This window comes from Hydrocarboniclastica marina, assembly GCF_004851605.1.
Taxonomy (GTDB): domain Bacteria; phylum Pseudomonadota; class Gammaproteobacteria; order Pseudomonadales; family Oleiphilaceae; genus Hydrocarboniclastica; species Hydrocarboniclastica marina.
This window is the reverse complement of record NZ_CP031093.1, coordinates 3,208,271-3,228,876: the sequence shown is the minus strand read 5'-3', so window position 1 is coordinate 3,228,876 and position 20,606 is coordinate 3,208,271. Positions and strand designations below refer to the sequence as shown.

Annotated in this window: 18 protein-coding genes; 8 read left to right on the top strand and 10 right to left on the bottom strand. The window is 57.9% G+C overall.

Annotation, left to right across the window (positions count from 1 at the left end):
• Positions 1–336 precede the first annotated feature (336 nt).
• Together soil367_RS14305 and soil367_RS14300 are read right to left on the bottom strand one after the other, a co-directional pair.
• The gene (locus tag soil367_RS14305) at positions 337–903 is read right to left on the bottom strand and encodes a phosphatase PAP2 family protein (RefSeq protein WP_136549737.1); all 567 of its coding nucleotides are present in this window, start codon (positions 901–903) and stop codon (positions 337–339) included.
• Positions 872–2,104 (bottom strand): glycosyltransferase family 4 protein, encoded by a 1,233-nt coding sequence (locus soil367_RS14300; RefSeq protein ID WP_136549736.1) that lies wholly within the window; start codon positions 2,102–2,104, stop codon positions 872–874. Before soil367_RS14300 ends, soil367_RS14305 begins: the two co-directional genes overlap by 32 nt.
• 175 nt (positions 2,105–2,279) lie before the next feature.
• On the opposite strand from soil367_RS14300, the gene soil367_RS14295 reads away from it, so the two are divergent.
• From soil367_RS14295 to soil367_RS14285, 3 genes are all read left to right on the top strand, one after another.
• Positions 2,280–4,253, top strand: a complete 1,974-nt coding sequence (locus tag soil367_RS14295) for a CASTOR/POLLUX-related putative ion channel (protein ID WP_136549735.1) — start codon at positions 2,280–2,282, stop codon at positions 4,251–4,253.
• A gap of 324 nt (positions 4,254–4,577) precedes the next feature.
• On the top strand, positions 4,578–6,161 hold the full coding sequence (locus tag soil367_RS14290) for a methyl-accepting chemotaxis protein (protein ID WP_136549734.1): 1,584 nt from the start codon (positions 4,578–4,580) through the stop codon (positions 6,159–6,161).
• Between the two features lie 115 nt (positions 6,162–6,276).
• Entirely contained in the window at positions 6,277–7,269 is a 993-nt protein-coding gene (locus soil367_RS14285) for a ribonuclease Z (protein WP_136549733.1), read from the top strand.
• On the opposite strand, the gene soil367_RS14280 is transcribed toward soil367_RS14285, so the two are convergent.
• From soil367_RS14280 to ccoM, 3 genes are all read right to left on the bottom strand, one after another.
• On the bottom strand, positions 7,266–8,000 hold the full coding sequence (locus soil367_RS14280; RefSeq protein WP_136549732.1) for an LrgB family protein: 735 nt from the start codon (positions 7,998–8,000) through the stop codon (positions 7,266–7,268). The two genes, soil367_RS14285 and soil367_RS14280, sit on opposite strands and share 4 nt — an antisense overlap.
• Positions 7,993–8,355, bottom strand: a complete 363-nt coding sequence (locus soil367_RS14275; RefSeq protein ID WP_136549731.1) for a CidA/LrgA family protein — start codon at positions 8,353–8,355, stop codon at positions 7,993–7,995. Before soil367_RS14275 ends, soil367_RS14280 begins: the two co-directional genes overlap by 8 nt.
• A 463-nt stretch (positions 8,356–8,818) precedes the next feature.
• Positions 8,819–8,956 (bottom strand): cytochrome c oxidase subunit CcoM, encoded by a 138-nt coding sequence (gene ccoM / locus soil367_RS18845; RefSeq protein WP_172962355.1) that lies wholly within the window; start codon positions 8,954–8,956, stop codon positions 8,819–8,821.
• Positions 8,957–9,384: 428 nt separating this feature from the next.
• Between ccoM and nirK the strand changes: the two genes are divergently transcribed.
• From nirK to soil367_RS14255, 4 genes are all read left to right on the top strand, one after another.
• The gene (gene nirK / locus soil367_RS14270) at positions 9,385–10,770 is read left to right on the top strand and encodes a copper-containing nitrite reductase (RefSeq protein WP_172962354.1); all 1,386 of its coding nucleotides are present in this window, start codon (positions 9,385–9,387) and stop codon (positions 10,768–10,770) included.
• A 307-nt stretch (positions 10,771–11,077) separates the two neighbouring features.
• The gene (locus tag soil367_RS14265; protein WP_136549730.1) at positions 11,078–11,860 is read left to right on the top strand and encodes a PEP-CTERM/exosortase system-associated acyltransferase; all 783 of its coding nucleotides are present in this window, start codon (positions 11,078–11,080) and stop codon (positions 11,858–11,860) included.
• 127 nt (positions 11,861–11,987) lie between these two features.
• On the top strand, positions 11,988–12,650 hold the full coding sequence (locus soil367_RS14260) for a carbonic anhydrase (protein ID WP_136549729.1): 663 nt from the start codon (positions 11,988–11,990) through the stop codon (positions 12,648–12,650).
• 168 nt (positions 12,651–12,818) lie between these two features.
• The gene (locus soil367_RS14255; RefSeq protein ID WP_136549728.1) at positions 12,819–14,153 is read left to right on the top strand and encodes a cytochrome P450; all 1,335 of its coding nucleotides are present in this window, start codon (positions 12,819–12,821) and stop codon (positions 14,151–14,153) included.
• A 26-nt stretch (positions 14,154–14,179) separates the two neighbouring features.
• Here the strand turns inward: soil367_RS14255 and soil367_RS14250 are convergent, their stop codons facing one another.
• Both soil367_RS14250 and soil367_RS14245 read right to left on the bottom strand, forming a co-directional pair.
• A complete protein-coding gene (locus tag soil367_RS14250; RefSeq protein ID WP_136549727.1) occupies positions 14,180–15,103 on the bottom strand; it encodes a ketopantoate reductase family protein in 924 nt (307 codons plus the stop codon).
• A gap of 167 nt (positions 15,104–15,270) precedes the next feature.
• Positions 15,271–15,831 (bottom strand): methylated-DNA--[protein]-cysteine S-methyltransferase, encoded by a 561-nt coding sequence (locus soil367_RS14245; protein ID WP_136549726.1) that lies wholly within the window; start codon positions 15,829–15,831, stop codon positions 15,271–15,273.
• An 853-nt stretch (positions 15,832–16,684) separates the two neighbouring features.
• Between soil367_RS14245 and soil367_RS14240 the strand changes: the two genes are divergently transcribed.
• On the top strand, positions 16,685–17,497 hold the full coding sequence (locus tag soil367_RS14240) for a THxN family PEP-CTERM protein (protein WP_136549725.1): 813 nt from the start codon (positions 16,685–16,687) through the stop codon (positions 17,495–17,497).
• Positions 17,498–17,958: 461 nt separating this feature from the next.
• Here soil367_RS14240 and soil367_RS14235 read toward each other — a convergent pair whose 3' ends face one another.
• The 3 genes from soil367_RS14235 to soil367_RS14225 form a co-directional block, all read right to left on the bottom strand.
• Complete coding sequence (locus tag soil367_RS14235; protein WP_136549724.1) at positions 17,959–18,729, bottom strand: ABC transporter permease; 771 nt, start codon at positions 18,727–18,729, stop codon at positions 17,959–17,961.
• Positions 18,730–18,812: 83 nt separating this feature from the next.
• On the bottom strand, positions 18,813–19,793 hold the full coding sequence (locus tag soil367_RS14230; protein ID WP_136549723.1) for an ABC transporter substrate-binding protein: 981 nt from the start codon (positions 19,791–19,793) through the stop codon (positions 18,813–18,815).
• The gene (locus soil367_RS14225) at positions 19,790–20,563 is read right to left on the bottom strand and encodes an ABC transporter ATP-binding protein (RefSeq protein ID WP_136549722.1); all 774 of its coding nucleotides are present in this window, start codon (positions 20,561–20,563) and stop codon (positions 19,790–19,792) included. The genes soil367_RS14230 and soil367_RS14225 overlap by 4 nt, the downstream gene beginning before the upstream one ends.
• Positions 20,564–20,606 lie beyond the last annotated feature (43 nt).

Here is a 20,606-nt window from a genome sequence, read left to right as displayed (position 1 = left end):
CCATCATTCCAGCTCGTCCCTGACTATCCCGGGCAGCACCACGGCGCGGCTCCTCTACTTTATCCTGCCTTATAACTCTGCCCGGTCATCGTCCATGTCTGAAGGGCTGAAAGGCGGCTCCAAGGCCCGGCCATAATAGTGCTGCCGTGCAGCTTGGCACATCCGGGCTCTGCGCAGAGAGAGTTAAACCGCTGGCCTGACTGAATCTGTTGCCGCCAGAGATAATTGAGTTAACCGGGTTTATTAATGGCTAGGCTGAAGCGTCAACAGTGCGCTTGAACAACAGGTTATTACAGGGTGCCTGGTTGTGTGGCGCCTGGTCACACAGCATCTGCGCTAAACCAGTGCAGAAAGCAGCCAGGGCTGTAAATTGTGCTGTGAAACCAGCGCTAGTGCGGCACCGATGATGGCACCGGCGGCGACGTCGCTTGGGTAATGCAGGCCCAACACAACACGTGACGCCATCACGCTCAGGGTGAAGGGGATCAGGGCCAGGCCCAGTGCAGGGTAATTGCTATAGATGACAAGCGAAAAGCAGACTGCGTGGAGGGTATGCCCCGAGGGAAAGCTGTAGCGGTCCAGTGGCGGTACGGCGCAGTGAATCGTCGGGAAGGAGATGAAAGGGCGCTCTCGGCTCAATCTCCGTTTCAGAAGTTTGTAGAGGAGCGTGCAGCACAGTCCGGTTAGCGTGCACTGCAGTGCGACCAGGGCCCCGTCGAGCGGATCAGCCAGCGGCATGCCCAGGATCAGCAGGTACCAGATCCAGCCGTCTCCGAGTTTGCTGACAGTCGAGAAGTAGCTCCTCAGCGGGCGGTAGCGCAGGCTACGATTGATCCGGCTACAGACCTGATACTCATGATGATCAACCCACTCAAAGAGGCGGGTAGCTCTGTCTGGCGGCATCTTCGGCAACCTCTGGCGGTGCGTTTGGGATCAGAACCAGGAACTGTTCCACCAATCGGTTCCAGCTCAGGCTCAATGCTTCAAGTCGTGCAGCTTTGCCCATGCGGGAGCGGAGGGAAGGTCGATCGGCAAGACGAAGCGCGGCTCGCGTGAAAGCTTCATCGTCGTCCAGGGGGACAGTCAGCCCGGATACGCTATCGTCGATGTGTTCAGCCGCAGCACCATCGTCATAAGCGACCACCGGTAGACCGCTGGCCATGGCTTCGATGACAACATTGCCGAAGGTGTCGGTTTTGCTGGGGAAGAGCAGCAGATCTCCGCTGGCATAATGTTGGGCCAGTCGGGTGCCGGTTTGCATGCCGCAAAATATGTAATCGGGATAGCGCTGGGCCAAACCCGCCCTTAGGGGGCCGTCCCCGACAAGCACAAGGCGGGCCCTGGGGTGAATGGCGAGCAGCCTGTCAAAGGTTGCGCTGACCTGCCGCAGATTTTTCTCGGCGGCCAGGCGCCCCACATACAGAACGGCGAGCTCTTCTTCTCCAACGCCCCAGGCTTGCCGTAAAGTCGGGTCGCGCGACTCCGGGCTGAATTGTCCACAATCGACACCGCGGCTCCACACGGCGGTTTGCGGTATGCCCAGGGACAACAGGTGCTCCTGCATACGTTGAGTCGGCACCAGGGTTAGGGCGGCGCGATTGTGGAACAGCCGCAGGTAGAGCGTTATGAATCGCTGCATGAAGCCCAGGCCGTAGTAACGGCTGTAGGTCTGGAAGTTCGTATGGAAGCCCGCGCAGACGGGTATTGCCAGTTTTCTTGCGGCCCGCTGAGCGGACCAGCCGAGGGGACCCTGGGTAGCGACGTAGACCTGGTCTGGGCGGCTCTGTGCCCAGCTTGTGCGCAAAAGCGTAGCTGAGGGCCAGCCGATCTGAAGCTCGCGATAGCGGGGCAACGGCACGCCTCTCACCCTGATTTCCTGAAAGCTGTCCGCATGTTCGCCCGCATCGAAGATGCGTGAGACGTCCCCGGTAGGCACTGGTCGAACCAGGGTTACCGTATGTCCGGCAGAGAGTAGTCCGTGGCAGAGGTAACCAAGGGTGTTGGCGACGCCGTTAACGTCTGGTGCGAATGTTTCGGTGACGATGGCGATATGCCGTCGCTGAAGTTTTTGTGGGGCTGGCACGTGAAAGTCTGGAAGTTTCATACCCCCAATCTGTCGTACGCCCATGACATCAATACGACAGAGAGATGACGTTTCGATGTCCGCCGAGGGCCTGTGTGACCGTTGCATCCGGTCCCAGATGTGGCATTCTAGCCGCCTTCATGGGCAACCGGCCAACGGGTCAGTGGCGCTCATTCCCGACGTTGCGAGGCTAGACATGTCACTGCGTTTCCCGGATCGCGTCAAGTTCGCCATTGAACGCCAGTTCGTCAAGGGCGCCGGTTTCCAGCTGCTGGTCGTGATGGTCGCCATCGGCTTGATCTCGGTCGTCGGCGGACTCCTTGTGGCACCGACCGGCGAACCTTTTGACGACCTGGGCACGGCGATCTGGTGGGCCTTCCTGCGACTCACGGATCCTGGCTATCTGGGCGACGACGAGGGCAGCTGGCGAAGGTTTGTCTCTACGCTTCTGACTGTCAGCGGCTATGTTGTCTTTCTGGGTGCCCTGGTCGCCATCATGACCCGCAAACTGATCGCGATCATGGACGCGCTGGAGCGCGGACTGACGCCGGTTGCGTTCCAGCACCACATTGTTGTTCTGGGCTGGAATAGCCGGACACTGCCGCTGCTGCGAGAACTGTTGGGTTCGACCGGCCGGGTCAGGCGGTTTCTGGAACGGAACGATGCGCGGCGTTTACGTCTTGTGGTGTTGTCCGAGAAAGCGTCCGCATCCCAGCGACTTGAGCTGAAGGCCGAGCCCGGCATTGGCGCCAAGGAAAAACAGGTGGTGTTGCGCTCCGGGCTCGCCATTCAGCCCGATGCCTTGCATCGGGTAGCCTGCCTCGACGCCGCAGCAGTGATTCTGCCCAGTAGCTCCCAGGGTCCCGACAGCCTGGTGACATCTGACGTGGAGACCGTCAAGGCGTTACTTTCGATTGCGGCGCAGGCGCGGCTGAATGCCGCGACACTGCCCTTGGTTGTGGCTGAGATCCAGGATATGCGCAAACGCTCGGTGGTAGAGCGCGCATACCCAGGCGCGGTTGAGGTGATCGCCGGCGACGCCACTATCAGCCGCCTGCTCACCCAGAATATTCTGCATCCCGGCTTGTCCGAGGTCTTCAATGAGCTTTTGACCGGATCAAAAGGTAATGCCATCTATGTGCGATCCGGAGACATTCTGCCGGGCGCCGACCTGCAGACATTGTCCTCCCGTTGTCCGCGAGCCATCGTCATGGGGCTGTTGCGACCCGAGTCAGGCGGCTGGAAACCCATGCTGCTTGCGGATTCCAAAACACAGATACAGAAAAAGGATTGCGTGGTCCTGATAGCGCGCACTTATGCCGATACACAGCCCGATTTGCGGGTTCAGCCCCGGCCCACTGTTAGTCGCCGGGCGCTTGAGACGAGCGCGCCTTTGAAAGGCCTGCGCGCATCCCGGGTGCTGGTACTGGGCTGGAACTCACGGGTTCCGTCCTTGATGTCAGAGTTTTCCAGCTACACGCGGCGCCGGTTTGAGGTAGATATCGTGTCGGTTATTCCGGCCATGACGCGAGACCAGGAAATTCGCGAATACGCTGACTCTGAAATCACGGCGGTGTGCCGCCACATTGAAGCCGACTACCGCATTGCTGCCGAGCTCAGACGGCTGGAGCCGCAACATTACGACAGTATTCTGCTTCTGAGCAGCGACCGGCTGGCGTCAGGTGAGGAAGCCGATGCCCGAACCATGATGGGCTACCTGCAGCTGGACGACCTATTGGCAGAAGGCTTCCTGGTCGAGGGAGACGCGGCTGAAAATAAGACCCGGCCACAGCTGATAATGGAACTCTGCGACCCCGACAACGAGTCACTGCTAACCGTCCAGCAGAGTGAAATGCTGGTCAGTCCGCTGATTATCAGCCACGTTCTGGCCCAGGTAGCTCTGCGGCGGGAGTTTCGGGTGGTTTTCGATGAGCTCTTCACCGTGGGGGGCGCAGAAATCATGTTCCGCGACCAGGGGAGCTACGCGCTCGATCAAGACGCCGACTTTCAGGCGTTTGAGCACGCGGCGGCCCGCCAGGGAGAGATCGGGCTGGGCGTTTACCGGTGCGTGCCTGATGCTGACGGGCAGCGCTTACAACTCAACCCTGATCGCAGCATGCCTCTGGCGCTCGCAGAGGGGGACCAGCTGCTGGTACTCGGTATCAGCTAATGCCTACGCCAGCCATTTCCAGCCGGCCGCGTGCTTTCTCAAGCGATCACTCGCGGGTGCCGATTCCGGACAAGATCCGGAAAACTTCTCGCTAACAGTCCGTTACAGTAAAAGATTAGCTTGCGCCGCATAATGCTTCTATAACGGTCTATCATTCAACGGCCCGCGACTCCAGGACCCCTGTTCAAGTCTGTTCACTGCAGCCGAAGCTCTCCTGTGCTGGCGCTGAAGTGAGCCTCCGATATGGGTTCCTGGTGCTATCGCGCGCCCGAAGTATTTGCCTATCAGAACGAGCCGGCCTCGGCTCCCGAAAACGAGTAAGTCATGCGTAAGACTGGCCCTGTTACCCAGCGCGAAGTTCCGGTGAATGCCAAAGATCTACTGATCTCAACTACCTCGGCCAAAGGCGTCATTCGATACGTCAACGAGGACTTCATGCGCATCAGCGGCTACTCCCGGGAAGAACTTGAGGGGCAGGCCCATAATCTGGTGCGCCACCCCGATGTTCCCGCGTCTGTATTCAAGGCCATGTGGGACACCCTCAATGCTGGCCGTCCATGGATGGGGGTTGTCAAAAACCGCGCCAAAAACGGAGATTTCTACTGGGTCAGCGCCTACGTAACCCCCATTGTTGAAAATGGCAAAATTGTCGGGCACGAATCTGTAAGGGTGAGTGCTACGCCTGAGCAGATTCAGCGTGCTGAGCGGATCTACCGTGCACTGAATGGAGACGGCAGACTGGACCAGAAACGCCGACTATTGTCCCGACTCGGTGCCGCCGCACCCTTAGTCGCCCTCGGTTTACTGGGCGCATGCCTGAGCCTGTTGGATACTCCGAAAGCTCTGTCCCTGGCGGTTTTGGTCATGGGCACGCTGGCAGCCTGTGGGTGGGCTGCCCGCAAACACGCAGGCCTTCTCGACCATTTTCTAAGCCTCAGGCCCGATGCTTTCAAGGACGACCTGGTCGGTCGGATGTACTCCGACGGCGGCCCACGTGAACGCCAACTGGAACTGATGATCCGTAGCGAAGAGGCACGCCTGCGAACGGCGATGACCCGCACCGAAGACCTGGCTGAGCGACTCACATCCCGCGCCGCTCACAGCCATCATCTGGCCCAGTCCGGCGCCCAGAGAATAGCCGAGCAACGGGGTGAAACTGAGCAGACAGCGTCTGCGATCAACGAAATGGCCGCTTCGGTTCAAGAGGTTAACGAGGCACTGCGTCGCAGCGCCGATGACGTTGAAGCGGCCAACGGAGCGGTACGTTCAAGTGCAGGCCTGTCCGCGAAGAGCCGATTGACTATCGAGCGGCTCGCCACCAGTGTCGAGGACGTCAGTACCGTCGTTGCCGGGCTGGGTCAGGCGACAGAAGAGATTGGTTCGGCGACCCGGCTGATCGGCGATATCGCTGAACAGACTAATCTGCTGGCCCTCAACGCCGCCATTGAAGCCGCGCGCGCGGGGCAGGAAGGTCGCGGTTTTGCGGTAGTGGCAGACGAGGTCCGGCAATTGGCCAACCGTACCCAGGCCGCGACCAAGCAGATCCACGACATCATTGCCAACTTCCGTAAGCGGGTGGATGAGGCCTTGGGCGCTGCGGAGAGCAGCCGGGATGTCGCCCAGGACAGCCTGGAGCATGTTCGCGAAACCGAAGGGAATCTGCAGTCTATCGCCAATACCATGGCGTCACTCGCTGCCCAAACGGTACAGATGGCTTCAGCGGTGGATCAACAGAGTGCGGTCGCAGAGCAGATAAACCAGCAGGTCACCCGCATTGCACATCTGGCCGATGAAACCACCGAGGAATCCAGAACTGCAGCGTCTGTCAGTGCCGAGCTGGAGGGCATGGCCGAAGAACTGTATCAGCTGATTGACCGGTTCGTGGAAAAGACGGGGCGCGTGGCTTAGGCATCATTTTCCTTGTGTTCGGCAAGCCAGGGTGGGGCACAGCTGCCTGCCGGCATTAAAAGCGGTAGGCTGGAAGGCTGAATCAGACGCAAATCGCTTCGTAAGGGCACAGTTCGTGGATCTCACTTTTCTGGGTACTTCTGCCGGGACCCCGACCAAGGTTAGGAATGTGACCGCGCTGGCGCTGCAGCATGGGAACTCCCGCGGGTGGTATCTGATCGATTGCGGAGAGGGCACCCAGCACCAGATACTGCGCACCCGCCATTCGCTCGTGCGGTTAAGGGCAATATTCATAACCCATGTGCACGGCGACCATTGCTATGGCTTGCCGGGGCTGCTCGCGAGCGCTTCCATGGCGGGCCGCAAAGAGAAACTCTATATCGTCGCCCCCGGGCCAATCAAAACCATGATTGAAGCGGTCCTGTTGGCCTCGGACACCAGGCTTGACTACGAGCTGGCGTTTATCGACGTCGGGGCGTTGGGTTTCAGGTGGGAGGATCAGGCTGTGCGGGTGACGACGGTTCCTCTCTCCCACCGGGTGCCCTGTTATGCCTATGTCTTCACCGAGAACGACGTACCGAAGCAGCTGCTGACTGATCGGCTGGAGGAAAGTGGCGTGGAAGCCGGGCCAGTATGGGGGCGGTTACAGAAGGGTGAGAACGTCACGCTGGAAGATGGACGGCTGATCCTTAGCGACGAGTACACGGCCATCCGGCGACGGCCCCGCAGAGTGGTAGTCGGTGGTGACAATGATAATCCGGATCTGCTACGAGAAGCCTGTGCCGAGGCACAGCTGCTGGTCCACGAAGCTACCTATACCCAGGAGGTCGCTGACCGGGTAGGGCCTGCGCCCCAGCATAGCAGTGCAGCCCTGGTGGCCCGCTTTGCCGAGTCGGTCGGGCTCCCCCACCTGGTCTTGACCCACTTCAGTTCCCGCTACCAGATGATGAGCGCCGGTGGCCCGCAGGTGAGCGAAATAGCGGTGGAGGCCAGGCGCTATTACCGCGGTAATCTGCACTTGGCTGAAGACTTCGCTACTTATTTCCTCAACACGGACATGAGCCTGAATGCACCCGCAATGGTTGGGTCGGGTTCTTTCCGCAGTTAAACGAAGCCCAGCATCTGCCAGGCGATGGGCAGCCAAACTGCGGTAAAAACCCCGGTCAGTCCCATGCCCAGGGATGAGAACGCGCCTGCGGTAGCGCTGATCTCGAAGGCCCTGACCGTACCAATGGCGTGACCGTTTATGCCGAGCACCAGGCCTATGATGCGTTCATCCCTGATGCCCAGTCTGGGCGCTATCAGATCCACGAACAGGATGGCGACCACGCCGGTGATCAGCAGGCCGCCCATCATCAGGGAGAGCGATCCGCCAATCTGCGCAGTAATACCCACCGCTATCGGCGTTGTTACCGATTTGGGCGCGAGCGATGCCATGACCTCCGGCGAAGCGCCGAGCCAGGAAGCCAGCACCAGGGCATACACGGCGGCGAGTATTGCCGCAGGTGGAAGCGTCAGCAGTATGGGCCGCCAGAGTGCCCTGATGTGATGAAACTGCTGGTAAAGGGGAACGCCGAGCGCTACGGTCGCGGGCCCCAGCAGCCAGGTCAGCCAGGTCGAGCCGCGGCTGTAATCCTCATACTCGATCGAAAACAACCACAGAATGACCGCCACCACAACGGCCGCGACCAGTACCGGCGGGCACCAGGCGGGCGAGCCCAGGCGCCGAAACACACGTATACCTATGCTATAGGCGAGCAAGGTGAGCACCACCGCCAGCAGGGGGGATTCGAGCAGGTGATCGAGCAGTCGGTGAAAAAGGGCAGACGCTTCAGTCATGACTGTCCTGCCCGTCTTTCGGTGTAAAACGCATCATTAACAGGAAGGTTGTAAGCACGCTCAGTGCGGTCCCCAGCACCAGCGCTACCCCGACTGCCAGCCACTGCCCGTCAAACCGATCGCCCAGAAAGAAAACGCCGACGACGCCCGGCATGATCAGCACAATCAGGACCGAAATCAGGCCCTGGCTGGCAGCTGCAAGTTCATCACTGACCCGACCAGTGACGACCAGCCAAATGGTCAGTATCAGCATCCCGCCGACACCGCCACTGATGGGCCAGGCGAGCAGGAAGCGAAGAGATTCACCTAACAGCAGGAAGATCATCAGCGTCAGGAAACCGCGCAGTAGGGGCATGGGCTTCGGTCTCGTTCTTGGCGATTTTAAGGCAGCCTGGGCGAGCGGGTTTCGACCGGTGAACGGTGTTGATCCGGCCCGGTCAGCGCATGCGAACCGGATCTCAGTTTAATAGACAGGGCCCCCGCAGTGCCAGCGCGCGGTGTCGGACAACGGTTCTGACAGGGTTCGGACAATATGGCCTTAGCGTGAGGACCGGAATGCGTGAGCTCTGATTGCGTCGGGTCAGCAGGCGCTGCTTGCACTGTTATCGCTTTACGCCCTGGAGCTCGGTGGGGGTGCCGCGTTCGCCTGGCGGGTACGTTCTCGCTGCGGGGATGCCAGCACTGCGACAGGCATGGTTGGCATTGTGGGGCCTGGTCTGATGATGGGCCTGATGGTGGGTCTGATGGCGGGTCTGGTCAGGCCAACCATCAGGCAGTGATACAGCAGGCGCTTTCAAATCAAGCTGGAAAGCCGGAATCTAAACCAGCGGGCGGGTCTTGGTCTTTCCAGCCTTCTTGTGGGAGTCGCGGTAGACGAAGTAGCCAAAACCGCCGAAGAAACTCAGCATCAAAGCGACAGTGCCGATACCAGCCAGGACAACAGTGTCAACGTACATAGGTCGGTGCTCCGGTCAAAGGGGTCTTGTCTACAACTCTAGCTCCAGCCCCGGCGAAAGCTATTGACTTGGATCAAGCCAGAGCGCGTTTTTATCCCCTTTAAAGCAGTAATCGTTCTCGTGGCAATTGATGCGCTGCCTCACAGAAAAATAGCGGTAAGAGTAGGTACCTCCTTTTCGAACAGGCTGTACCCCATTGGGAGCAGTCTGTTTTTTTGTTCAAAATTTAGGATACGAAACAATGAGATGCGAGGTTGACGCCGGTGAATTGCCGGGTTTCTGTGTGCCTTTTACGCCAGCGCTTTGCCGCTTCGGGCCGCGCTTGATGAATGTCAAATATTAACCAGTCTGTAATTTATATCTTGAGCCCATGAAAGATCACCAGGATGAGCCAGGTGGCACATAGTCAGCGTCATGAGGTAAACAAGATGAAAACCAAACTCCTGCGGAATGCGATTGCGGCAGTACTTTTCGGTAGCGTTGTAATGGGCCCCGCGCAGGCGGCACATCCGGATGGTGAAGCCGTTACCTATCGGCCCGATGTGACCTTTACCCTACGCACGGACATTGCTGACGGGCGTCTCGTGTTCGTCGGTGACAAAGGCGATATCAAAGGCCAGATCAATCCGGACCTGAAAGTTGAAGAAGGTGCAGTCGTTCAGATCAACCTGGTCAACGGCGACGGAGCGATACATGACCTGGCGCTGCCAGAGTTCGGAGTGGATTCCGACAACATCAGCGGAAAAAACTCCAGTACTACCGTCGTTTTTCGCGCTGACAAGAACGGTGAGTTCAAGTACATCTGTTCACTGCCCGGGCACGTCGCTGCCGGCATGATTGGCAAGATTATCGTCGGTGACGTCAAGCCCGAGCCAAAGTCGACGGCACTCGATATCAGCAAGAACCCCATGGAAGTCGGTACCCCGGTAGGAAAACGCGGACCGCAGACCCACAAGGTCAATCTTAAGACTACAGAAGTCATTGGACAGCTTGGGGATGGGTCTACCTACAAGTATTGGACTTTTAACAACACCGTTCCGGGTCCGTTCATCCGGGTGCGGGTCGGCGATACCGTCACTGTCGACATGGCCAATGATAAAGACAGTTCCATGATCCACTCTGTGGACTTCCACGCAGTCACCGGCCCTGGCGGCGGCGCAGCGGTCACACAGGCGGCGCCGGGAACCAGCAAGAGCTTCACGTTCAAAGCGCTCAACCCGGGTCTGTACGTCTATCACTGTGCCACCCCGTCAGTTGCCCAGCATATCTCAAACGGCATGTACGGGATGATTCTGGTCGAGCCCGAGGGTGGTCTGCCGCCGGTTGATCGCGAGTTCTACGTCATGCAGGGCGAGCTATACACAGCCCAGCGTCACGGTGAAACCGGTCACCATGAGTTCTCGCGGGAGAAGATGATGGATGAGAAGCCGGAGCACATGAGCTTCAACGGCAATATGAATGCCTTGACCAAGACCCACCGGATGGAAGCGAAGGTCGGCGAAACCGTCAGGATCTTCTTCGGAGTGGGTGGGCCTAACGCGACGTCCAGCTTCCACGTAATCGGCGAGATCTTCGATCGGGTCTACAACCAGGGCGACCTGATTTCACCGCCAATGCAAAGCGTTCAGACCACCACAGTGCCGGCAGGTGGCGCCACAATGGTTGAGTTCAAGACTGAGGTTCCGGGCAAGTACATCCTGGTCGATCATGCCTTGGCTCGGGTGGAGAAAGGACTCGCAGGGCTTCTGCATGTGGTCGGGGACGAGAATCACGACGTCTTCGAAGCACACAGCGCGGTTGACCCAAACCACTAGACTCAACGCTTAACCTGTTTCTGAACTTTGCTTGCCCCGGCTCGCTCTAGCGTCCGGGGCTTTTTATTGTTACCGCCTATTGCTCACCGGTTCGGGAATTTACCCAATGCAGTTTAGATCGCTAAAGGCGACACATAAGCGATTAAAAGATATTCATTTTTTGCGTTTACGGCCCCTCGAACCCGCCGGGGGACTAAGCTTGGACGGAGCGCATTCAAAAATGTCCGAAAGTCCTCTTCCGCTGCAGTCTGAGATTTTCGCTACGGCCCCTTACACTGTTTCACCTGTTTAGGCTGAGTCACCCGGTATGAACGAAGTCAGTAACTCTTTCTATAAGTCGTTTGATGTCGAGATGGCGGAAAGCCCTCGGCAGGTTGAGGAAGCCTATGAACTGCGCTACGACGTCTATTGTCTGGACCGCGAGTTCGAAAACGCCCAGTGCTTTCCCGACAAGCGTGAGCATGACGAATTCGATCGTCACTCGGTGCACGGGCTGGTGCGCCATACCCGGACCGGCAAGGCCATCGCTGGAGTACGCCTGGTCATGTCCCGTTCACCCCACGAGCGGGCGCCTTTCCCCATGGAGGGAGCATGCCTTGAGGCACTGACCCCAGCGGGTCGGCACGTTCTACGCAGCACCCCGCGAGCGCAGGTGGCGGAACTGTCACGCTTTGCGGTCAGCCGGGAGTTCCGGCGTCGTCTCGGTGAGTTGGATACACCCTCCGGCGCCAGCGATCGCATCCGCTACATCGACCAGGCAGATGGTCACCGGAACCTGCCTTATATCACCCTGGGGTTGTTTGCAGCGATCGTCCGGCTGTCTGACCTGCACGGCATTACTCACTGGATGGCGGTGATGGAGCCAGCGTTGCTGCGGCTGTTGCAACGGTTCGGCATCCGCTTCAAGCACGTCGGCCATATTGTTAACTACCATGGCCGACGCAAACCCGTGTTTGATGAAGCCGCGGCGGTGCTTGAGGGGATCCGTCGGGATCGTCCGGATGTATGGGCTTTTATCACCGATGACGGGCGCTATTTCGGCGGTAGTGAAAGACGCGACCACGATGTCAGAAGTCAGCGGCGCGGCTGAGAAGCGACTCCCATGTCTGTGTGGCTAGCTGTTGATGGTAGGTTTTTGCTGCATTGAAAGGGCGCATCGGATTCGACTTCGCTACAATAGCCGGCGGTATTAATCCAAAGATCAGAAGGGATGCACAATGACGATTTCAGCTCTGGAAGCCCTCGAACGTCTGCAGGAGGGCAACCGCCGGTTTGTGTCAGACAGTCGTGATGAATCTTCCGATAGCATCCATCGGCGCCGTTCGGAGCTGGCAACCGGCCAGAATCCGCTGGCTATCATTCTGGGTTGCTCCGACTCGCGAGTGCCTGCCGAAATCATTTTTGACCAGGGGCTGGGCGATCTGTTCGTGATCCGGGTCGCTGGCAATATCGTTGCCGCTTCCCAGGTCGGCAGTATCGAGTACGCCGCCGAACGTTTCGGCACGCGGCTGGTTGTCGTATTGGGCCACTCGTCCTGCGGTGCGGTTTCCGCCACAATCGAAGAGTTGGAGCGGCCCAGCGAAAGCCGTTCACCCAATCTGCGCTCGATCGTTGACCGCATCAGGCCGTCGGTTGAAACCCTGATGGAGGTGGAAAGCCTGAAGCAGTCGGAAGAGCTGATCCGGCATGCTGTTCGCGCAAACATACGGTCATCCGCAAACCACCTTCGCAACGGCTCACAGGTGCTCGAGCAGCTCATTCAACGCGGCGATCTGCTCGTGGTGGGTGCTGAGTATTCCCTTGAGACAGGTATCGTCGAGTTCTTCGACGGCGTACCCAAAAGTGATGGCTCGTCCGAACGGCCAGTTCGCCCCGAGTAAAAGCAGTTGCCGTCGCCGTCGCCCGCTTGTGCTCAAACACAGGAGCGCTCACTCCCGAACGAGGAGTAAGGCCGGTCCCGGACTGTACCTGATGAAGTTTGCAGAATTATCCTGATTTGCCGTACTGATACGCATGGACGCGCTAAAACCGAGATAAGGAGCATCTCAATGGAAACAACTGCCTCATCCCTGCCGAAAGCCACCCTTGCCGAAACCATTACGATTGCTACCCAGGTGTTCGGGCCGCTGTTCGCTGAAGGGGTCATAATACGCCGTCCCGCCGTGCTGAAGCTGGCTGACAAGCTGGACCTTAACCGCCGGGGAGTCGATCGCATACAGGAGCTCAGGAATAAATACGGCGATGGGCCGCTCCTTCTGCCCCTCCCGGGTCGGCCCCAGGCAGTCATACTCAAACCGGAGCACGTAAAACGTGTGCTGGATGAGACACCGGAACCTTTCGCTGCGGTGACTGCTGAGAAGCACGCTGCGCTGGTTCATTTTCAGCCCCGCGGCGTGCTCATCTCGCACGGGGCGGCCAGAGCCAGGCGTCGTGAGTTTAATGAGCAGGTACTGGGATCAGATAAGCCGGTGCACGGGCTGGCGGCCCGGTTTGTGGCGGTGGTTGCCGAGGAAGCTGACGGACTTCTGGCAGAACTGGCAGGTTCCCAGGTGCTGACCTGGGAGCGCTTTGCTCCGGTCTGGTTCAGGGTCGTACGCCGCGTGGTGCTGGGTGACGGCGCCAGGGAGGACGAGGCGCTGACCGAACAGGTTAACCAGCTTCGCGAAGCCGCTAATTGGGCATTTCTGCACCCTCGGCGAAAGGCTCTGAGGGAGCAATTTCATCAGCGGTTGAGCGAGTATCTGGATCGGGCCGAACCTGGCAGTCTCGCCGCCGTGATTGGTGCGACACCAACTGATGAGGACATCGCGCCCACGGATCAGGTCGCCCATTGGCTGTTCGCGTTCGACCCCGCGGGAATGACAACATTCCGGGCGTTGGCGCTATTGGCCGCGCATCCGGAAGAGGCTGAGAAGGCCCGCGCTGAATTTCGGAAGAGTGAAGGTACCGCCCGTCAATACCTGCCCTACATAAGGGCCTGTATTCTCGAGTCTCTGCGGCTGTGGCCGACGACACCTGTGGTGTTGAGGGAAACAACCGCAGAGACTCAGTGGGCAAACGGGCTCATGCCCGCCCATACCAGCGTGGTGATTTTCAGCGGCTATTTCCACCGGGACGAGCGGCGCCTGCCCCAGGCGAACCAGTTCTTCCCCGAACTGTGGGAAGCAGACCGACCCGGAGAAAACTGGCCCCTTATACCGTTCAGCAGCGGTCCAGGCGTGTGCCCGGCCAGGCATCTGGTTTTACTGGTTACAAGCACTATGCTGGGCGCGTTGATCAGTGGGCACCAGGTAGAGCTGGATCCGCCATCCCTGCTTGATCCGCGGGAGCCTCTCCCCGGTACGCTGAGCCACTTCTCGCTCCGTTTCCGGTTGAGCCGTTGACACGATGAGGTCGTTTCAACAGGTCTTTACTGCGGTTCGCGCATCTTCAATGCGACCAGTACGGTCGTCAGGTGGGGAACCGGCACATTATGACGATGGGCAATGGCAACAACGTTACCCAGAACAGCGTCAAGCTCAATGGGCCGGTTATTAAGGTAGTCCAGTGCCATGCTGTTCTTGTAGGGCGGCATTTTGCGCGTGCCGCTGATGTTTTTGTCTATCATATCTTGCGGCAGGGGATGACCATCAGCCTCGGCGACAGCGCTTACTTCCTGCATCATCGCGCGAATGAGCGCTTCGCCGCCCTCGGTCTCGAGCATTGTTCTGGTGTCGGCTCCGTTAGCCAGCACCGATAGCGGGTTAAACGGTGTATTCCACAGGCACTTGCGCCAGCGTTCGCCGACCACCTGTTCAGTCAGATCAATAGATATGCCCCCCTCCGTAAACAGGGCGCTCAACGCCTGGGCGTTGTCATCTATACCCTGGGGATACCGGCCCATCACCAGCTTGCCGTAGGCCTTATGGTCAACCCGGCCGGGTGCGGTCCGACTTACCGCGATGAACGCGAGGCAACTGATCAGAGGATTGTCGGGATAGGCTTCTGCCAACTCCCGTTCGATATCCAGGCCGTTCTCTATCAGGACCAGCCGCGTAGACTTGCCCATCCAGGGCTTTACCAGTGCGGCACGATCCACCCCAGGCAGTACTTTGACGCAGAGGATCAGGTAATCCGGCGCACTCTCAAGCTCGTCCCCATCGCGAAGAAGATCATCAGGGCGAAACGACAGATCCCCGAGAGGGCTGTCTATCTGAATGCCATTTGCGGCAACAGCGTCGTATTCCGAGCGCAGGACCAGCCCAACTCTACACCCGGCGCGTTTGAGAATCGCGCCGTAAAAACTGCCAATGGCGCCAGCGCCAACTATCAGAACATGGGGTTTGCTGGTCATAAAGTGGGACTCCGATTCGGCGTCATCCAGAAAAAAGCAGCGACGACGCGATGAGGGCAGCACACGGCAGGCGCCCCAGCAAGGCTCGGCTGGAACGGAACACCGGAAACGCTGCCAGCAGCCGGGAGGAGATAGTAAATGCTGGGCTGGCGTGCGCCAACTAGCGTTTAGTCGGAGCTAACGAGGTCACTACCCAGGGGAGCCTGTGTTTCTGCGACCATTTCTGCCTCTCGCTCCAGGAGCATGCGCTTGCGCTCAATGCCCCAGCGATACCCCGATAGGCTTCCATCGGAGCGCACAACCCGGTGGCAGGGAATTGCGACGGCCAGGCAGTTCGCACCGCAGGCTCCCGCTACGGCTCGAACGGACTGGGGTGAATCAATACTGCGAGCGATGTCGCTATAACTTGCAGTACTTCCCGGCGGGATCTGCCTGATGGCCTCCCAGACCTTTTGCTGGAACGCTGTTCCGTTGATATGGAGCGGGTAAGGTAGCGTGCTGGAAGGACTCTCGAGAAACCGCCTGACCTGGTTGCTCAGCTCCTGCAACTCGGCTTGAGCCTGAACCAGTTCGGCATCTGGAAAGCGATTCCGAAGCTGGCGCTGCAGCGCCGGCTCATTTTCTCCCAGCAGGATGGCGCAAAGCCCTTGCTCACTCTGGGCGACCAGTACGTGCCCCAGCGAAGAGATACTGATATCGAAGCGAATAACCAAGCTATCGTTGTCCATGGGATGCGGTCCGCCATAGCTACTACGTAGTCGGCTGGCTACTGGGCCAGCTGGTGCTTTTGCTGGACCGGGTTGCCCTGGTCCACCTGGCACCAGTATAAGCCCGCTCTTTTTAACAGTTCGGGCACGGCGTCTAAAAAACCGCTTTTAGCGCCAGGGAGGGCCAGCAGACAGGCTTCATACGGCTCAGAGCCTGTCAATACAGAGTTCGGGCGTATCGGTACGGCGTAACAATCCTTATGCCAGGCACTGTGGCGACCGCGTTTTTGGCTGAAGTCAGGTTGTATCACACTGATATTACTCAATAAAAACATGTGTAAATAATGTTGACGCTGATAGCAGGAGGGCGCTCATTAGGTGTAATAAAAGCAGGTCGATTCTATTTATCATTATGATATATAAAGGAAAATATCGTTAACTGAGCTTTTGGGACAAACCGTTGAGTTAGCCTTCAGCTGTATCGTTTTCCTGCCGCTTTGTAATAATCATAATCTTTGCAAAGCAAATCAATCAGACCCTCTATTTTTGGGATATTGGTCCCAAAACAGAGTCTAAGTTGCGGCGGATCACGGCTTTGCTCGAGAGGTGTGGAGATAATAACGACGGGTGCATAGGACGCTGTTATTATTGATAAAAATTAACGCTTACCCGATGCCCACGGGGTTCGTCGATAGGTTTTACGTTCAGCCAGGTTAACTTGCATTTATGTTTATAAGTAGCTGAAAATTAAGTTATAAGTGAGATTGGCATGGTGGGTGCATTCGAGTTGGGTGTCGCGTTCGAAAACGTGAGTCATTCAAGTCCAGTAGTGGGTTTGAAATGGATGTTCAACCAACCGAAATAGGTGCTTTGCATGAATCACTTTCCTAAAAAAGCCATTCTCGCTTCCTTGGTTCTTCCGTTCACCCTGGGCGCAGCTTCTGCAAGTGCTGCTCAGATCACCGAGTGGGACTACACCGTCGATAACGCCTTCACCAATGCGACTTATACCGACGGCGAAGGTACCCCGGTCTCCACTGAGCAGGAACTGATCTGGGGTTCTGACGGCGTAACCAGCAGCGTTTCCATCACTGACGTGAGCGCTCCGCCGGCTGACCGCCTGATCACTAACGGTGGCCTTGCTGCCGGCGGTGAATTTACCCACAACAACCAGGCTATCCCGAACGACTCAGCCATGCTGGCGAGCTTCGATCTGAACAGCACCCTGCACCTGATCGCCCGTGCGCCGGCAGAGATGGACGGAGCCGAGCCTGAGCCAGTCTCAGTCAGCTTCTCCAGTTTCTTCACCGAAACCTATAATGGCGGCAGCTGTTTCGAAGGTTCAGAGTCTGTTTGTGATGACGTTTTCTCTCTCCAGAACCCTGAGTTCGGCAGCGTAAACGCAGCAGGTAATTTCGAAGCTGCGGCTCAGAACTTCACCATTGATGGCTACAACTACACGGTTTTCCTGGAAATCGTTGGCCTGAACACGCTGACTGACGAGCAGTGTGGCGTTGCAGATGCACCCGCTAACTGCATCGGCTTCCTGACTCAGGAAGATAACGTCAACACGTTCACCAGTAACTTCCGCATCGAAAGCTCTGCAGTATCAGTACCGGAGCCCGGTTCACTGGCACTGCTTGGCCTTGGTCTGGTAGGTCTGGGTGTAGCAAGCCGTCGTAAGTAAAATCGGCGCTTGTCAGTAGTGAGGAAAGGCGGCTTCGGCCGCCTTTTTTTTGGGCTGTCCCAGGTTTTACGGGTTTGTCCCTGGCAGAGCATGACCACACGACGCGATCCTTACCTTACTTAGCCTCCAAGCAGCCCCGCCTTTGTATTGCCCATGTGTTTCGTTTTGAAATGCCAGGGGCGCGCCTGAGTTCCCGGCCGGTCAGCGTCTTGAGCCGCCAACAACGCGATATGAAACCGCTTCGTGACCTCCTTCGCCTCGCGGCCATAGAACCGCCCAACCGGGAGTGTGGTGCGGAAAGCCAGCCATGTTGGCGGAAGCTGGCCAGCGTTGCACAGAATGCAAAAGGATTGAACAAGCCAGAGGGCAGCGGATGCGCAGGCTAAAAGCGCGTGCAGTCAGTGGCACGCGCTTTGGAAGGCTGGAGCAACGAGAGGGAGCAGAGCCCAGATTAATGGGTATTACAGATACTGATAGCGTAGTAGGCGATGCTTGATGCTTTCCAGAACGACCTGGTCGATCACTGCGGCGAGTATGGCAATAACGAGGATGTTGGTCATTACGCCGGTCATGTCTGCTACCTCACCGGAATACGCCAGCGATCGACCCAGGCCGGCGCTGAAGCCAACGATCATCTCCGCAGAGATAAGCGCCCGCCAGGCGTTCCCAAAGGCGAGCTGTGCACCCGTTATCAATTCTGGGGTCACGGCTGGAAAGTAAACGCGTTTGAGGAGCTGAAAGCGCGATGCGCCCATTACTCGTGCGGCCGATATATGTACCTTATCGACGCTCTCGGTGGCGTTTATCACGCTCAGCGCAGTCGGGAAAAAAGCGCCAATCGCGACCACAACAATAATAGGGAGATTGCCAAAGCCCATTAGAATCAGAAAAAGGGGCACCCAGGCGATTGAAGGAATCGACTGCAATATGATTATCGCGGCCTTGAACGGGCTTCGTATGGCGTTAACTGTACCGCCCAGCAGACCCAGCACAATACCGAAAAACAGGGCAAACCCGTAGCCGATACCGAGGCGGCTCATACTGTTGGCGAGGCCTTCGTAGAAGTCGCCGCTATTCAGCTCTTCCCAGAGCCGGACCATGGACGTCCATACGTCCGGCATCAGAAAGTCTGGCAGGTACCACGCGGCAACCTGCCAAAAGAACAGAATGAAAGCGATCGCCACCAGGTAGGCGCTTTTGCTCCGCACTCCGGTAGATTGGGTAACACTCATGGCGTGGGTAGGCCCTTCGAATGGTGAGTTATCTCATGCACGGGCCCGCTGGGCTCCGTGCAGTCAGGCAGTTCAGGTGGCGTCTACAGGTCCCTCGCTTTCTGCCATGAGAGATCGAGGATGCCATCCACATCAAAATCGCCTCCCGCAGGCAAGATGCCCTGCTTCTGCATGATGCCGGCCAGCTCCTCCATGCGATCGATGTCAGCCTCCGTCAACTTGGCACTGAAGTCCTGCGTGGCGATGGCCTGCTGAATCACCTGTTCGGCGGGCACCTTACCCTGCTCGAGAGTATCCAATGTATCTTCCTTTATGAAGTAATCGGTGATGTAAGTCGCCGCCTTCTCGGGGTTCTCTTCCAACATACTGATGGCTTCTCGCTGGGCGTCAAGCGCGGACCAGAGGGCTTCCTTGCGCTTGCCCAGCGTTTCAGCGGAAGTGATTACGACCATGCAAGGGAACGGCCAGACTTCCCCGATCTCGTAGATCTGTTCGACGGGGGCCACAAGTTGCGCGATCCGGTCATAGGGCTCGAACAGGAACGCGGCGTCCACCCGGCCGCCCACAAGGGATTGGACCGCCACCGCGGGCGCAACCCCCATAATGTTCAGGTCTTCTGGCACCAGACCAGCTTCAGCCAGCATGACCCCTTTCAGGACGATATCCGCTGTACTGCCCTGCTTCTGTGAGGCCAGATTACGGCCTTTCAGGTCCGCTACTTCTTCGATACCGGACCCTTTGCGCGCGAGCAGAGAGTGATACCCACGCTGGGCGCCACCGACGATCTTGAGGTCAGCGCCGCGGGATACCCAGGTAAAGGCATTGGAAAAGCCCAGTACGCCGATATCCAGTTGACCCCCAACGATGGCCTTGATGAGGTCTGTACCCGAACTGAATTCAATGAGTTCTGCGTTGAGTCCATGTTTTTTGTAAAGTCCGGCCTCATAGGCAAGCATGGCCTGGGCATCATCCATAACCCGTACATAACCGACGCGGAAGTCCTCGGCTGCAAATGAGTGGCCAGCGACCATCGCCAGCAATGCTATTGCGATCCAGCGTTTCATATATTTGCTCCTTCGTAGTTTGCTGTGTCGGTATCAATTCCGGTATCTATGCCCAGAAGCTGGAGTACTTCTCGGCGCTCTGAGGCAAATACAGCCAGATCATGAGTCTTGGGGATGTGCCCCAGCTGAACTTCCTTCAGGACTTTTGCCGGGCGTTGGCTGAAAACCAGCACCCGATCCGCCAGGTAAAGCGCTTCGTCGACATCATGGGTGACCAGGAGCACAGTCGGACGCGCCTCGGAGATCAGCTGCTTCAGTACACTTTGAAGCGTCATGCGAGTCAGAGCGTCGAGGGCGCCAAAAGGCTCATCGAGCAACAGTACCTGCGGGCGGGCAATGAACGCTCTCGCCAGGGCGGCTCGCTGGCGCATACCGCCGGAAACCTGATGCGGATAGTACTGTTCGAATCCCGATAGCTGTACCCGTTCCAGCCACTTCGTTGCCTCGGCATGAGCCTCGGCACGGGCCGTACCCTGGAATTCGAGCGCCAGCGCTACATTTTGAAGCAGCGTCATCCAGGGGTAGAGCGCGTGCTCCTGAAACACCAGCGTGCGTTTGGGTGAGGGCGCGGTAATAGGCTCGCCCCCAGCGCTCAACGTACCTCTGGACGGAAACTCGAGCCCTGCTGCCATATGCAGCAAAGTCGATTTGCCACACCCGGACGGCCCCACAAGCGCGACGATTTCGCCATCCTCGATCCGGTTCTCAAACTCGCTGATGACCTCCAGGGAGCCAAAGGTTTTAGCGACGTGTTCGAAGTGCAATTCCATATAGTGTCCCGGAATAAGCATATATTCTAAAAAGTCATATTAG